Origin of the sequence: Streptoalloteichus hindustanus (assembly GCF_900129375.1) — a bacterium.
GTDB classification, from domain to species: Bacteria; Actinomycetota; Actinomycetes; order Mycobacteriales; family Pseudonocardiaceae; genus Streptoalloteichus; species Streptoalloteichus hindustanus.
The window spans coordinates 564,106-578,155 of record NZ_FQVN01000004.1 but is presented as its reverse complement, the minus strand read 5'-3'; the positions used below and the strand labels follow the sequence as shown (position 1 = coordinate 578,155).

Genomic DNA, 14,050 nt, shown 5'->3' with positions numbered 1-14,050 from the left:
TTGGGTTGAGGGTGAGAGTTCAGGGGTGGGAGGGGGCGGGGGTGGGTCACCGGTCGTCGCGGTCGCCGGCGCGGTGCGCCCGATGAGGTGAACTCCGCGTCCGGGGTTCGGGTGTCCCCGTCACGGGGCAGTACTGGAGCGTCCTGGTCTGGCCGGCGACGGCGGGCGACCGCATCGAAAACGGGGTGCCGAGATGGACGTGCGGGCGAGGATGGTGGAGGCGGCCCACGCCGCGGGCTGGCAGGTGGCGGGGGCGCTGCCCGAGGGCCTGGCGCAGCGGATCTTCCAGGGCGCGGGCGCCCTGGCGGCCCGGGTGGGCGGCCGGGGAGTCCGGCAGCTGCGGCGCAACCTCGCCCGGGTGCGCCCCACGGCCACCGCCGACGCGATGGACGAGCTGGTGGCCGCGGCGATGCGCTCCTACGGCCGCTACTGGTGCGAGGTGTTCCGGCTGCCCTCGGAAGACCGGAGTCGGCTGTGCGAGGCCGTGGCCGCGCGGGTGGTGGGGCGGGAGCACCTGGACGTCGCCCTGGCCCGGGGCGCGGGCGCGGTGCTGGCGTTGCCGCACATGGGCAACTGGGACGTGGCCGGGGTCTGGCTGGCGGCGCGCCTGGGCGGGTTCACCACCGTGGTGGAGCGGCTGCGCCCGGAGGCGGTGTACCAGCGGTTCGTCGACCACCGGCGGTCGTGGGGGTTCGAGGTGGTGCCGCTGACCGGCGGGGAGTCCGCGGCGGTGCTGGCGGCGCGGCGGCTGCGGGAGAACCGGGTCGTGTGCCTGCTGGCCGACCGCGACCTGGCCGGCGACGGGGTGGAGGTGTCCTTCTTCGGGGAACCCGCGCACCTGCCGGCCGGTCCCGCGCGGCTGGCGGCGGCCACCGGCGCGGCCCTGATCGCGACCGCGGTGTCCTTCACCGACGACGGCGGCTGGACGGTCACCTTCTCCCCGCCGGTGCCGGTGTGCGGCCGGCAGGACGTGGTGCCCGCGACGCAGGCGCTGGCCGACACCTTCTCCGCCGCGATCGCGCAGCGACCCCAGGACTGGCACATGCTCCAGCCGGTGTGGGACGTCGACCGGGTGGGGGAGACGGCATCCGCCGGGACGGCGCCGGCACTCCGATAACCCCTCGTCCCACTGTTCCCCGGGGAACCCGGGCACGGCCGGAACACGCCGGAAGGCTGCCACGAGCCCGTGTCACTGCTGGTTACCACCGGCAGGCACCACACCGGTGCCGGATTCGGGTGGCCAGGGTGCGGCCGTCGCGCCGGTGAGCATGTGGGGTGTTCTGGACGGGGTCGGTCGACCGCCGGTCGGCGCGTGCCTCTAGTAGAAGAGCAACCCCGCACTGACGGGCGACCGAGCTGAGCTGGACAACGCCGTGGCGCTGGCCCGGGAGATAGAGCGCCTGCGGTGTCGCAGCTCCCTCGTCGTCCATGAGCGCCAACGCCTCGGCCGCGGTTGACGCTGGTCACGCCGGACGAGCAACCGAGGACCTCCGACATCGGCTCGGACTTCCCGGCCGGCGAACTCCGAGCCGCGACTCGACCTGGAGGGGCACGAGTCCACCCACAACCGGGGGCACCGCCGCGCGACTGGCCCTCATCCAAGGCACAAGAAGGGCCGTACCCCTCAGCGCGCGGTGGGCGGTGCCGAGGGGGCGGCACGGGTTCCGGCGTGCCATATGCCCCAGCGTTCGCCTCCGGGGTTGGTCCCACGGCCTCGCATGGGGCTGCCATGGTCCATGGGCGGCGCGCCGTGGTGGACGCGCGGCGGCTCGGGTTCGGGGCGTCCACCGGCCGGTTGCGCTCGGGCGCGGTGGTGCCCGGAGTTGTCCGGGTCGTGCGGGGACTACCGCCGACCCGACCCCCGAGGGGCGGGCGGCGCGCCGCGGGTCAGCCTGGTTGGCCGTTCTCGACCCGTCCGGCGAACCGCTGGCGGAACCCCTTGTCCTCGGCCAGGTGGATCTCCAGGTCGTACCAGCCTCGGGTGCCGTTGGTCGGCCAGGACACGTCGCGTCGCTGGCCGGCGTGCACGCGCACCGCGCGGGGCCCGAGGGCCAGGGTCTGGTCGGCGGTGTCCTCGGCGGCGCGCAGCTCGAAGGTCACCGGCGAGGTTCCCCTGTTGGTGAGGCTGAAGACCAGTCGGCGTTCGTGCCGTTCGGCGCGGGCGCGCACCTCGGCGTCCGCGCCGACGCCGGAGGTCGGCCCGGCGAACTCCCGGCGGAAGCCGTTGGGGCCGAGCACCGCCAGGTGGTAGCGGTCGCCCCGGAGCGGCACCGTCTCGGTGTGCCCGCCCCGCACGTCCCGGTGGCGCGGGTGGTCGAACTCGCCGGCGTAGGGGTAGATCGCCAGGTGCGCGCTGGACTCGCCGTCATTGGTCATGTCCACGACCAGCGTGTGCTCCGAGGCCTCCAGGCGGCACCAGGCGTTGGGCTGGTAGGGCAGGGGGCGGGCCGGCCGGGTGCCCGGCTCCTGGACCGGCATGTGCTGCTCGGCGGGGGGTGAGGGGCGCCAGCGGGGTGTCGCCGGCGGGGTGGCCTCCGGTTGGTCGAGGGCGGGTTGCCGCTGGTGTCGTTCGAAGTCGAAGGCGCCGGTCAGGTCGCCCACCACGGTGCGGCGCCACGCGCTGATGTTGTCCTCGCGCACGCCCAGCCACCGCTCCAGGAACCGCAGCACCGAGGTGTGGTCGAAGACCTCCGAGCAGACCCAGCCGCCGACGGTCCACGGGGACACCACGATCATCGGCACGCGGAAGCCCAGGCCGATCGGCAGGCCGTCGACGAACTCGTCGGCGGTGCCGTCGGGCGGCACCGGGGGCGGCACGTGGTCGAAGTAGCCGTCGTTCTCGTCGTAGTTGATCAGCAGCGCGGTGCGGGACCAGACCTCGGGGTGGGCGGCCAGCGCGTCCAGCACCTGGTAGGTGATCGTGGCGCTGGCGGCGGGCGAGGACGCGCCGGGGTGCTCGGAGTCCGCGGCGGAGGGCACGAGGTAGGAGACCGCGGGCAGCGCGCCGGAGGCCACGTCGGCCCGGAACCGCGCGGCGAGCTGCCCGGAGGGCACCCGGCGCAGCCCGCGCTCGTAGAGGCGGCGATCGGCCGGGTCCAGCCGCGCGACGCCCTCCTCCAGGGCCGCGAGCATCCGCTGTTGTTCGGCGGGGGAGGCGGCGCGCAGCGTGCCGTAGAAGGTGTCCAGGCTGCGGTGCCCGCCGGCCGGGACCAGGGCCTGGCGCGCGATCTCCTTGAACCGGACGAAGAACTCCAGCGCGTTGTCCTGGAAGTTGTCCCACTCCTGGTAGACCCGCCAGCTCACGCCGGCCCGCTCCAGGCGCTCGGGGTAGGTGGTCCAGGCGTAGCCGGCGTGCCGGTCCTCGGCGTAGGCGTCGTTCTCCACGGCCCGCTTGCGGTGGTGGGGCGCCGGCTCGTACCCGACGGTGCCGGTCATCAGGTACATCCGGTTGGGGTTGGTCGCCCCCATCACCGAGCAGTGGTAGGCGTCGCAGAGGGTGAAGGTGTCGGCCAGCTCGTGGTGGAACGGCAGGTCACGCCGGTCGTAGTAGGCCATGGTCGCGGCGGTCTTGGCGTTGACCCAGTTGTCCAGCCAGCCCTTCGACCACGCCCGGTGGCCGCCGGCCCAACTGTGGTCCAGGTCCCCGATGTAGTGGATGGCGCCCTCGGGGCGGTCGCTGTCCCTGGCCGCCTGGCGCACCGGGAAGGGCAGCACCGACCCGCCGGCCGTGCGGGGCTGCTGGAACACCGGCTGCCCGTTCGGCAGGGTGAGGGCGTTGCGGTCGCCGAAGCCGCGCACCCCGCGCAGCGTTCCGAAGTAGTGGTCGAACGAGCGGTTCTCCTGCATCAGCACGACCACGTGTTCGATCGCGCGCAGGCCGCCGGGGCGGACGGGCATGGCCAGCGCCCGGTGGACCGAGGGTGGCAGCAGCGAGCCGGCGGCGGCCGCGCCGACCACGCCGGCGCCCATCCCGAGGAAGCGGCGACGCGAGGTCTGGGACATGGCTGCCAGGAAAGTCGACCTCGCTGACGCGCGACAGGTGTGAACGGTCGCAAGTAAATGAACAGGACGTGACGGGAACCTGGCCGACCCTGCGCCAGAAGGGGTGACGTGCCGCGTGGTCGCCCGTCGGCTCCGGCGAGAGGAGCCGGGCGGAGACGCCCGGCTGGGCTGGCCGGTTCGCGGCCGTTCGCGTCACCGCTGGTGTGCCGGGAGGAGGTGGGCAGGCCGCGGTGCCACGATGGGGCGCATGCCTTCTGTTCCCGAGGAAGACTCCCAGGCGGCGCGGCGAGGCTACGACTACGACAGCTTCGCCGAGGCGTACTCGGCCGAGAACGAGACCAGCCTCCTGAACGCGTACTACGAGCGGCCCGCGACGCTGGAGCTCGCCGGGGACGTGCGCGGCCGGCGGATTCTCGACGCCGGCTGCGGCTCGGGCCCGCTGTTTCAGGCGCTGCGCGAGCGGGGCGCGGCGGTGACCGGCGTCGACGCGAGTCCCCGGATGTTGGAGCTGGCGCGGCGGCGGCTGGGCGCCGAGGCGGACCTGCGGGTCGTCGACCTGGCCGACCCGCTGCCCTTCCCCGACGGCGCGTTCGACGACGTGGTGTCGTCCCTGGTGCTGCACTACCTGCGGGACTGGGGTCCGACGCTGGCCGAGCTGCGGCGCGTGCTGCGGACCGGCGGTCGGCTCATCGCCTCGGTCTGCCATCCCCTGGCCGAGTACTGCGTCGCGCGGCTGGCCGGGCGCCGGCCCGACTACTTCGCGACCGCCGTCGTGACCGAGGAGTGGTCCATGAGCGGCCAGGTCGCCCCGGTGACCTACTGGCACCGGCCGCTGCACGCGATGACCGACGCCTTCACCGCGGCCGGCTTCCGGGTCTCGGTCATCGGCGAGCCCCAGCCCGTGCCGGCCGCCCGCGAGCTGTTCCCCGACGAGTTCCCCCTGCTCGCGACCGCCCCGTCCTTCCTGTTCTTCGTCCTGCGCGCCGACTAGCCGCCGGCGCGGTCGGCTCGGACGGCAGCACGTCCTCCGGCGCCCACCCCCCGGGTATTGCACTGACTGATCCAAAACGGTTAGAGTACGGATCATGGCGCGACCGAGGACCTTCGACGAGGAGCGAGCGGTGGAGGCGGCCATGCGCGCCTTCTGGGCCGCCGGCTACGAGGCGACCTCGACCCAGGACCTGTGCGCGGCCACCGGCCTGGGGCGCAGCAGCGTCTACAACACCTTCGCCAGCAAGCACGACCTGTTCGAGAAGGCCCTGGTCCGCTACATGGAGACCAAGTCCACGGCGGCGGAGGCGGTGCTGGCGAGCGCGCGGCCGGTGCGGGAGAAGGTGCGCGTCCTGCTGTGGCGGGCCGTGGACGGCGAGCCGGAGGACCCGGTGGGCTGTCTGGTGGTCAACGCGATGGTCGAGCTGGCGCCGAAGGACTCCCGGATCGCCGCGCTGCTGGCCAGGGACTACGACCGGCGGTTGGAGGCGCTGCGGGTGGCGTTGGAGGCCGGCCGCCGCGCCGGGGAGATCGCCGCCGACCGGGACCCGCGCCAGCTCGCGCACTTCGTGATCTCCTCGATCACCGGGCTGGTCGTGCTGGCCCGCTCGGGCGCGGACCGGTCCGCCCTGGAGGCGGTGGCCACCTCCGTGCTCGCCGCGCTCTGAGGCGGGGCGCCCGAAGGCGCCGATGACCGTGTCCTGACCTCGTCGATCCCTTCTGGTCTGTCTGTCTGAGTTTTTCTGCCCGAATTTTGAACTGATCTATCCAAAACAAGGAGTTGACCCGATGCCCCTGGCCGTCTACGTCCTGGGCCTGTCGATCTTCGCCCAGGGCACCTCCGAGCTCATGCTCGCCGGCCTGCTCCCCCAACTGGCCACCGACCTGGGCGTGTCCATCCCCGACGCGGGCCTGCTGATCTCCGCCTTCGCCATGGGCATGCTGGTGGGCGCCCCGGTGCTGGCCATGGTGACCCTGCGCTGGCCCCGGCGCACCGCGCTGCTGACCTTCCTCGCGATCTTCATCGCCGCGCACGTCGCCGGCGCGCTGACCCCCGACTACGCCACGCTGTTCGTCACCAGGGCGGTGGGCGCCTTCGTCTACGCCGGGTTCTGGGCGGTGGCCACCGTCACCGCGATCGGCCTGGTCCCCGACAACGCGCGCGGCAAGGCGATGGGCATCGTGGCCGGCGGCCTGACCGTGGCCACCATCCTCGGCCTGCCGGCCGGCACCGTCATCGGCCAGCACCTGGGCTGGCGGGGCGCGTTCTGGGCCGTGGCCATCCTCTCGGCCCTGGCCATGGTCGGCGTGCTGACCACCATCCCCGGCGGCCGCCCCGCGGCCGAGGACACCCCCCGGGTGCGCACCGAACTGCGCGCCCTGGCCAACCCCCGGCTGTGGCTGTCCTACGCCATGACCGCCCTGGCCACCGGCGGCCTGCTGGTCACCTTCAGCTACCTCGCCCCGCTGCTGACCGACACCGCCGGCCTGCCCGAGAGCTGGGTGCCCGCGGTGCTGGGGCTCTACGGCGTCGGCGCGTTCCTCGGCATCAGCGTGGGCGCCCGCAACGCCGACGCCCGCCCCTTCGGCACCCTCTACGTGGGCGTGGTGGGCCTGGTCGTCATCTCGGTGGCGCTGGCGCTGGGCGCCCACCAGCCGGTGCTGGTCGTCGTGCTGGCCTTCCTGCTCGGCGCGTTCGGCTTCGCCACCAACCCCGTGTTCAACAGCCGGGTGTTCAGCCTGGCCGGCTCCGCGCGGACCCTGGCCACGGGCGTGAACGTCTCCGCGTTCAACGTGGGCATCACCGCAGGGCCGTGGCTGGGCGGGCTGGCCATCGACGGCGGCCTGGGCTACCCGTCGGTGGCCTGGATCGGCGCCGCCCTGGGCGCGGCGACCCTCGTCGCGGTCGTGCTGGCCGCCGCCACGCGCGGCCGCCGGTCCCCGGCGGCCGGGACCGCGCCCGCGGTCGAGCCCGCGGCCGAGCCGGCCGGCGCGGGGGTGGTCACGGGGTGAAGGCCGCGAAGGTGCGGTAGTGGTCGGCGGTGTAGTAGCCCAGCGGTGGGGACTGCCGGAAGTCGACCACGATGCGCCGCGGCCCCCGGTTGGGCGGCACCCGCGGATGGCACAGCACGTCGTACTCGACGTAGTCGCCATCCGCGGGAAGCCGCTGTTCCCGGTTGCCGAACCTGCCCCCAGCGAAGCACTTCCGGCCCTCGACGTCGTACCAGCCGCGGTCCCTCGGCCAGCCCCGCGCCCGCCAGCGGGCGTAGGCGTCGTAGGCCTCCTGAGGCACCGCCAGAACGGCCGTCGCCGAGGCCGGGGGACAGGCCACGGCCGGGGCGGCGCACCAGCACACCGCGCCGACCACGATCGCGGCCAGGGTCCGAGCCTGTCGATACCGCCACCACGTCCTCATGCGTGTCCGTCCCCTCGCCGACCCGCCCCCGGCCCGGCCTTCCCGGGCGGGGCACTCGGATTGTCGGGGCGCGGGGACAGCGTGATCGAGCGCCGGGACGGTGACAGACCGTCACGACCGGGTGATCACCGGACGGGGCGGGACCGCCACGACCAGGACCGACCCACCCCGCTGACCCACCCGGCGGCGCGTTCCCCGGCCCGGCCACCACCCGGTGGCCGGGCCACGGCGCGTCCCGGGGACCTCAGCCCTCGACGTCGCCCTGGTCCTCCTCGGCGGGGCGGCCCTCCTCGGGCTCGGTGTAGGGCTCCCAGCCGCGCTCGGTGTTCTCGCCCGCCCGGTCGGTGTCGGACTCGTCCAGGTCAGGGCGGGTGAGGTCGTGGTCGTCACGGGGACGGGACATGGCTACCCCCTGATGGGGATCGGCGGGTGACCGGTCACGGGCGGCGTGGCGGCCACCCGAGGGTGGTCGAGTGGCCTCGCGGCCGGCTCGGGGAAAGCCCCCACCGCTCCAGTGCAGCACCGACGCCCCGGGAAGGCCCCCGTCCGCGCCGGGGTTCCGCCATCCGGGAGCACACCGGGAGGGGACTCGGCCGGGGCGCGGCGGCACGGGACCCGGCCTGGCGCCCACCCCTTCAGGCCGCCCGCCGACGCCGGTCGACCACCCACCACACCACCGCGCCGAGGGCGACCACCACCAGCCCGGCCAGCACCGAGGAGACCGGCAGCGTGACCACCAGCGCCCCGCACCCGACCACACCCACCACGGGCACCCACCGCGGCGGACGCCCCTCCCCGCGCCGCAGCGTCATCGCCGCGACGTTGGCGACCGCGTAGTACAGCAACACCCCGAACGAGGAGAACCCGATCGCCCCGCGCAGGTCCACGGTCAGCACCAGCACGACCGCCGCCGCGCCCACCGCCAGCTCCGCCCGCCGCGGCACCCGGTACACCGGGTGCACCACCGCCAGGCCGCGGGGCAGCCACCCGTCGCGCGCCAGCGCCAGCACCGTGCGCGAGACCCCCAGCACCAACGCCAGCAACGCGCCCACCGACGCCACCGCCGCGCCCGCGGTCACCACCGGAGCCAGACCCGGGGCGCCGGCCGCCCGCACCACCTCCACCAGCGGCGCCGCCGCGCCCGCCAGCCCGGGCGCGCCCACCACCAGCACCGCGGCCGCCCCGACGGCGGCGTACACGACGAGCACCACACCCAACGCCAGCGGCACCGCCCGCCGGATCGTCCGCTCGGGGTCGACCACCTCCTCACCGAGGGTGGCGATGCGCGCGTAGCCGGCGAAGGCGAAGAACAACAGCCCCGCGCCCTGCGCCACCCCGTACACCGAGGTGTCCCGCGCCGGCGGCCACAGCCGGTCGAGCTCGGCGTGGCCGCCGGCGAGCGCCACCACGACGACCAGGGCCAACACCAGCAGCACCACGGCCACCAGCACCCGGCTCACCCGCGCCGAGCGCTGCACGCCGAAGCAGTTGACCGCCGTCAGGACCACCACCGCGGCCGCCGCCACGACCGGAGCGGCGCCGGGCGCCAGGTAGTGGCCGGCCGTCAACGCCATCGCCGCGCAGCTCGCGGTCTTGCCGACCACGAAGCACCAGCCGGCCAGGTACCCCCAGAACGCCCCCAGCCGCTCCCGCCCGTAGACGTAGGCGCCACCCGAGGTCGGATAGCGCGCCGCCAGCCGCGCCGAGGACGTGGCGTTGCAGAACGCCACCAACCCCGCCACCACCAGCGAGATCCCCACCCCGGTCCCGGCGGTGGCCGTGGCCGGGCCGAACCCGGCGAAGACCCCCGCCCCCAGCATCGCGCCCAGCCCCACCAGCACGGCATTCCCCGTGCCCAACCGCCGCGCCAGTCCCGGCCCCGCGCTCTCGCCCATCGGCGCACCTCGATTTCCCACACCGCCAGAACCGCACGATGATCGCGTGCTGGGCGCTGGGCGTCCGCCCAGCCCGGAGAGATCGGCCGCAACCGGCGAAGCGCCGGGCGCGCTCGGCCTGGCACGAATCCCTTCCCGCAACCGGCGACGCCATCGCCGCCGCGACCCCGCCCGTCCCTGCCGCCGAATCGCGTGGCGGAATCCGGCCGACCTCGTGCTGGTCAACGCCCACGTCCGCGCCACGGCCACACCCGCACCGGCCCTCGGCCAGGGCAGGCCATTGGTGCTGCCCGGCCTCAACAACGGTCGCCTGCACGCCTGCGTGCTGGGCTGGACGGCCGTCACTGGCCTCGGGTGTGTCCTTTCCCGCCGTGCGGTCGATCGGGGACGTGGCCGCCACCGTCGCCGAAGGCCGCCCACCCACCCGGGACGACCTCGGGTGGCCGCGGTCGGCCGCACGGGGCCAGACCGACGAGGAGTGCCAGCGGGAGCTGGTTGCGACGTTCTGCCTGGCCCAGCCCGCCATCCTGCGCGCGCTGGGCAAGGGGAGTTCGGCCGCAACCGTCGTCCCCGCCGTTCCGGACCAACGTCGACGACATCCCGCTGTGTGGCGACTCGACACCGTCGCTGGGCGGGACCGCGCCGGGGCCGGGGAAAAGGCACGATCGCCACTGGCGAGGTCGCCGCCGGGCGCGTTCTGGGCGCTCCGCTCAGGGCAGGCGCAGCACGCGGGTCGGTTTGACGTCGACGCCCTCCAGTTCCCGGGGGACCGGCACCCCGTAGCGGGCCAGTTCCTCGAACGCCTCCCCGGGCAGGTGGGCGCGGCCCGGGTCGCCCACCACCACCTCCGCGCCGGCGCGGCGGGCGCGCCGCAGGAACGGCAGCACCCGCGCGGCCATCGGCCGGTCGTAGAAGACGTCGCCGGCGAAGACCACCTGCGCCCCGTCGGCGTCACCGGTCAGCACATCGCCCACGACCACCCGCACCGGCACCCCGTTGGCCTCGGCGTTGAGGCCGATCGCCGCACCCGCCCACGGGTCGACGTCGTTGGCGGTGACCTCCGCCGCCCCAGCCAGGGCGGCGGCCACCGCCACCACCCCGCAGCCCGCGGCCAGGTCCCACACCCGCCGGCCGCGCACCAGCTCGGGGTGGTCCAGGACGTGCCGGGCCAGCGCCTGGCCGCCGGCCCAGGCGAACGCCCAGAACGGCGGCGCCAGCCCGGACCGGCCGACCTGCCGCTCGGTGGCCTCCCACACCGCGATCGCCTCCTCGGCCAGGTGCACCCGCACCTCGGGCACCAGCGGCGGGGCGCCCAGCCGGGTGTGCGCCCGCACGAACCCGGCGGCGCTGTCCGCGCTGTCCCTGCTGTCCGGTTCCGATCTCGTCATGCCCCCACCCAACCCGACAGGGCGTCCCCGGCCGCAACCAGGGCGGCGCCGCCGGCCCGTCGCGGATTTCCCTGACGGCGCAAGCACAAACCGGGGGCGCGTCGAGGTGTCGCGGAGCCGTGGCAAGATCAGCCGGGTGCGCTTCCACGCCGACCTGCACATCCACTCCAAGTACTCCCGGGCCTGCAGCAGGGACTGCGACCTGGAGCACCTGACGTGGTGGGCGCGGCGCAAGGGCATCACCCTGGTGGGCACCGGCGACTTCACCCACCCCGCCTGGTTCGACCACCTGCGGGAGAACCTCGTGCCGGCCGAGCCCGGCCTGTTCCGGCTGCGCCCCGAGCTCGACGCCGCGATCGGCCGCACCCTGCCGGCCAGTTGCGCGGGCGAGGTCCGGTTCCTGCTGTCGGTGGAGATCTCCACCATCTACAAGCGGGACGACCGCACCCGTAAGGTCCACCACCTGCTGTACGCGCCGGACCTGCAGGTCGCGGCGGCGATCAACGCGCGGCTGGCCCGCATCGGCAACCTCGGCGCCGACGGCCGCCCGATCCTGGGCCTGGACTCCCGGCACCTGCTGGAGATCACCCTGGAGGCCGGCGGCTACCTGGTGCCCGCCCACGTGTGGACGCCCTGGTTCGCGGTGCTGGGCTCCAAGTCCGGCTTCGACGCCGTCGAGGACTGCTACGCCGACCTGGCCGAGCACGTCTTCGCGGTGGAGACCGGCCTGTCCAGCGACCCCGCGATGAACTGGCGGGTCTCCGGCCTGGACCGCTACCGGCTGGTCAGCAACTCCGACGCGCACTCGCCGCCCATGCTGGGCCGGGAGACCACCGTCTTCGACACCGACCTGGACTACTTCGCGGTGCGCCGCGCCCTGGAGACCGGGCAGGGCTTCGCCGGCACCGTCGAGTTCTTCCCCGAGGAGGGCAAGTACCACCTCGACGGCCACCGCAAGTGCGACGTGCGGCTGGAGCCGGCCGACACCCGCGCCCGGGAGGGCCGCTGCCCGGAGTGCGGCAAACCCCTGACCGTGGGCGTGCTGCACCGCGTGGAGGAGCTGGCCGACCGGCCCGAGGGCGCGCGGCCGGCCGGGGCGGGGGAGTTCCGCAGTCTGGTGCCGCTGCCGGAGATCATGAGCGAGATCCTCGGCGTCGGCCCGCGCAGCAAGACCGTCCTCGGTGAGATCGCCACCCTGACCGCGGCCCTGGGGCCCGAGCTGGCCATCCTCGACCAGGTGCCGGTGGCCGACATCGCGCCGCACTCGGCGCCGCTGGCCGAGGCGGTGGCCCGGCTGCGTCGCGGGCAGGTGATCCGCGACGCCGGCTACGACGGCGAGTACGGCACCATCCGGCTCTTCGAGCCCGGCGAGCTGCGTCGCGCCACCCTGCACGCCGTGCCCAGCCTGTTCGACGACGAGGCGTTCCCGGACCCCACGCCGACCCCGGCCGCCCCGCAGGCCCCCACCCCTGCCGCCACCGCCAGTCCCGCCCCCGCCGGGCCGGAGGCGAGCACGGGGGAGCAGGGCATGCCGGAGGCGTCGCCCGACCCGACCGGCGGCGTGGCCGGGGACGACGAGGTCCCGCGCGCCAGCCTGTTGGACGGCCTGGACCCCGACCAGCGCGCCGCCGCCGCGACCACCACCGGCCCGCTGCTGATCATCGCCGGGCCCGGCACCGGCAAGACCCGCACCCTCACCCACCGGCTGGCCCACCTGGTGGCCACCGGGCAGGCCGCGCCCGAGCACTGCCTGGCCATCACCTTCACCCGCCGCGCGGCCGAGGAGATGTCCGAGCGGCTGGCCGCGCTCACCGACCGGGCCCGCCACCTGACCGTGGCCACCTTCCACTCCCTGGGCCTGCGGATCCTGCGGGAGCAGCACGCCCGCGCCGGGCTGTCCGCCGACTTCGGCGTGGCCGACGAGGCCCGCCGCCTGGCCCTGCTCACCGAGCTGACCGGCGACGAGCGGCAGGCCCGCCGCGCCGCCGCCGCCCTGTCCCGCCCCGGCGACGAGGCCGACCCGGAGCTGGCCGAGCTGCGCCAGCGGCACACCAAGGCCCTGCGCGAGCGGGACCTGGTCGACCTCGACGACCTGGTCCGCCTCCCCGTGGAGATCCTGACCGCCGATCCGGGCCTGACCGCGGCCTACCGCGACCGCTACCGCTGGATCTGCGTGGACGAGTACCAGGACGTCGACGACACCCAGTACCAGCTGCTGCGGCTGCTGGCCCCGCCCGACGGCAACATCACCGCCATCGGCGACCCCGACCAGGCCATCTACCGGTTCCGGGGCGCCGACGTCGGGTTCTTCCTCCGCTTCACCACCGACTTCCCCGGCGCCCGCACCGTCCAGCTCACCCGCAACTACCGCAGCACCCCGCCCATCCTGAGCGGCGCGCTGCAGGCCATCGCCCCCACCAGCCTGGTGCCCGACCGGGTGCTCACCCCCGCCGTCGAGCACCCCGACAGCCCGCCGCTGGGCCTGCACCAGGCCGCCGACGAGCAGGCCGAGGCGGCGTTCGTGGCCCGCACCATCGACCAGCTGCTGGGCGGCTCCTCGTTCCACTCGCTGGACAGCGGCCGGGCCGAGGGGCACGACGGCCACGAGCTGTCCTTCGCCGACATCGCGGTGCTCTACCGCACCGACAGCCAGGCCCGCGCCCTGCTCGACGCGCTGACCCGCGCCGGCGTGCCCGTCCAGAAGCGCTCCCACGACCGGCTGGCCGACCGGCCCGGCGTCCGCGACATCCTGCGCGAGCTCACCTTCCGCCCGGACACCAGCGGCGGCGAGCCGGTGGGGGAGCGGGTGGTCGACCGGGTGCGGCTCGCCGCCCGCGCCGCCCTGGCCCTGGCGCCGGAGCGGGACCGCGAGGCGCACGCCGCCGAGGTCCACTCCGCGCTGGACCTGCTCGGCCCGCTGGCCACCCGCTGCGGCCACGACCTGGACCGCTTCCACACCGAGCTGGTCACCGGCGCCGAGGTCGACACCTGGGACCCGCACGCCGACCTGGTGTCGCTGCTGACCCTGCACGCCGCCAAGGGGCTGGAGTTCCCGGTGGTCTTCCTCGTCGGCTGCGAGGACGGCCTGCTGCCGCTGCGCTGGCCCGGCGCCGAGGACACCGAGGCCGCCGAGGCGGTGCGGGAGGAACGCCGGCTGTTCTTCGTCGGCATGACCCGCGCGCGGCGGCACCTCTACCTCAGCCACGCCGCCCGCCGCGCCCGGCACGGCAGTGCCCGCCCCGCCGCGCCGTCCCCGTTCCTGGCCGACATCGACCCCGCCCTGTGCCAGCGGGTGGGGGACCCCGCGCCCCGGCGACGCCCCCGCTCCCAGCAGCTCCGCCTGCTGTAGGCGGGTGCGC

Annotated in this window: 10 protein-coding genes; 5 read left to right on the top strand and 5 right to left on the bottom strand. The window is 75.1% G+C overall.

Annotation, left to right across the window (positions count from 1 at the left end):
- Positions 1 to 193: 193 nt before the first annotated feature.
- Positions 194 to 1,117: a phosphatidylinositol mannoside acyltransferase gene (locus BUE43_RS15475; RefSeq protein ID WP_073483614.1), complete on the top strand. Its 924-nt coding sequence runs from the start codon at positions 194 to 196 to the stop codon at positions 1,115 to 1,117.
- Positions 1,118 to 1,887: 770 nt separating this feature from the next.
- Here the strand turns inward: BUE43_RS15475 and BUE43_RS15470 are convergent.
- Entirely contained in the window at positions 1,888 to 4,002 is a 2,115-nt protein-coding gene (locus BUE43_RS15470) for a phosphocholine-specific phospholipase C (RefSeq protein WP_073483612.1), read from the bottom strand.
- Between the two features lie 247 nt (positions 4,003 to 4,249).
- Between BUE43_RS15470 and BUE43_RS15465 the strand changes: the two genes are divergently transcribed.
- From BUE43_RS15465 to BUE43_RS15455, 3 genes are all read left to right on the top strand, one after another.
- Complete coding sequence (locus tag BUE43_RS15465) at positions 4,250 to 4,993, top strand: class I SAM-dependent methyltransferase (protein ID WP_200797525.1); 744 nt, start codon at positions 4,250 to 4,252, stop codon at positions 4,991 to 4,993.
- Between the two features lie 94 nt (positions 4,994 to 5,087).
- Positions 5,088 to 5,660, top strand: a complete 573-nt coding sequence (locus tag BUE43_RS15460) for a TetR/AcrR family transcriptional regulator (RefSeq protein WP_073483607.1) — start codon at positions 5,088 to 5,090, stop codon at positions 5,658 to 5,660.
- 121 nt (positions 5,661 to 5,781) lie between these two features.
- Positions 5,782 to 7,005: a Cmx/CmrA family chloramphenicol efflux MFS transporter gene (locus BUE43_RS15455; protein WP_073483605.1), complete on the top strand. Its 1,224-nt coding sequence runs from the start codon at positions 5,782 to 5,784 to the stop codon at positions 7,003 to 7,005.
- Here BUE43_RS15455 and BUE43_RS15450 read toward each other — a convergent pair.
- The 4 genes from BUE43_RS15450 to BUE43_RS15440 form a co-directional block, all read right to left on the bottom strand.
- Positions 6,995 to 7,408, bottom strand: coding sequence for a ribonuclease domain-containing protein (locus BUE43_RS15450; protein ID WP_073483603.1), 414 nt, complete (start codon positions 7,406 to 7,408; stop codon positions 6,995 to 6,997). The genes BUE43_RS15455 and BUE43_RS15450 overlap by 11 nt on opposite strands.
- A gap of 244 nt (positions 7,409 to 7,652) precedes the next feature.
- Positions 7,653 to 7,811, bottom strand: a complete 159-nt coding sequence (locus tag BUE43_RS34205; protein ID WP_159447738.1) for a hypothetical protein — start codon at positions 7,809 to 7,811, stop codon at positions 7,653 to 7,655.
- A gap of 232 nt (positions 7,812 to 8,043) precedes the next feature.
- Positions 8,044 to 9,303, bottom strand: coding sequence for an APC family permease (locus BUE43_RS15445; RefSeq protein WP_073483600.1), 1,260 nt, complete (start codon positions 9,301 to 9,303; stop codon positions 8,044 to 8,046).
- 710 nt (positions 9,304 to 10,013) lie between these two features.
- The gene (locus BUE43_RS15440; RefSeq protein WP_073483598.1) at positions 10,014 to 10,691 is read right to left on the bottom strand and encodes a class I SAM-dependent methyltransferase; all 678 of its coding nucleotides are present in this window, start codon (positions 10,689 to 10,691) and stop codon (positions 10,014 to 10,016) included.
- 106 nt (positions 10,692 to 10,797) lie between these two features.
- On the opposite strand from BUE43_RS15440, the gene BUE43_RS15435 reads away from it, so the two are divergent.
- The gene (locus BUE43_RS15435; RefSeq protein WP_234995739.1) at positions 10,798 to 14,040 is read left to right on the top strand and encodes a UvrD-helicase domain-containing protein; all 3,243 of its coding nucleotides are present in this window, start codon (positions 10,798 to 10,800) and stop codon (positions 14,038 to 14,040) included.
- Positions 14,041 to 14,050 lie beyond the last annotated feature (10 nt).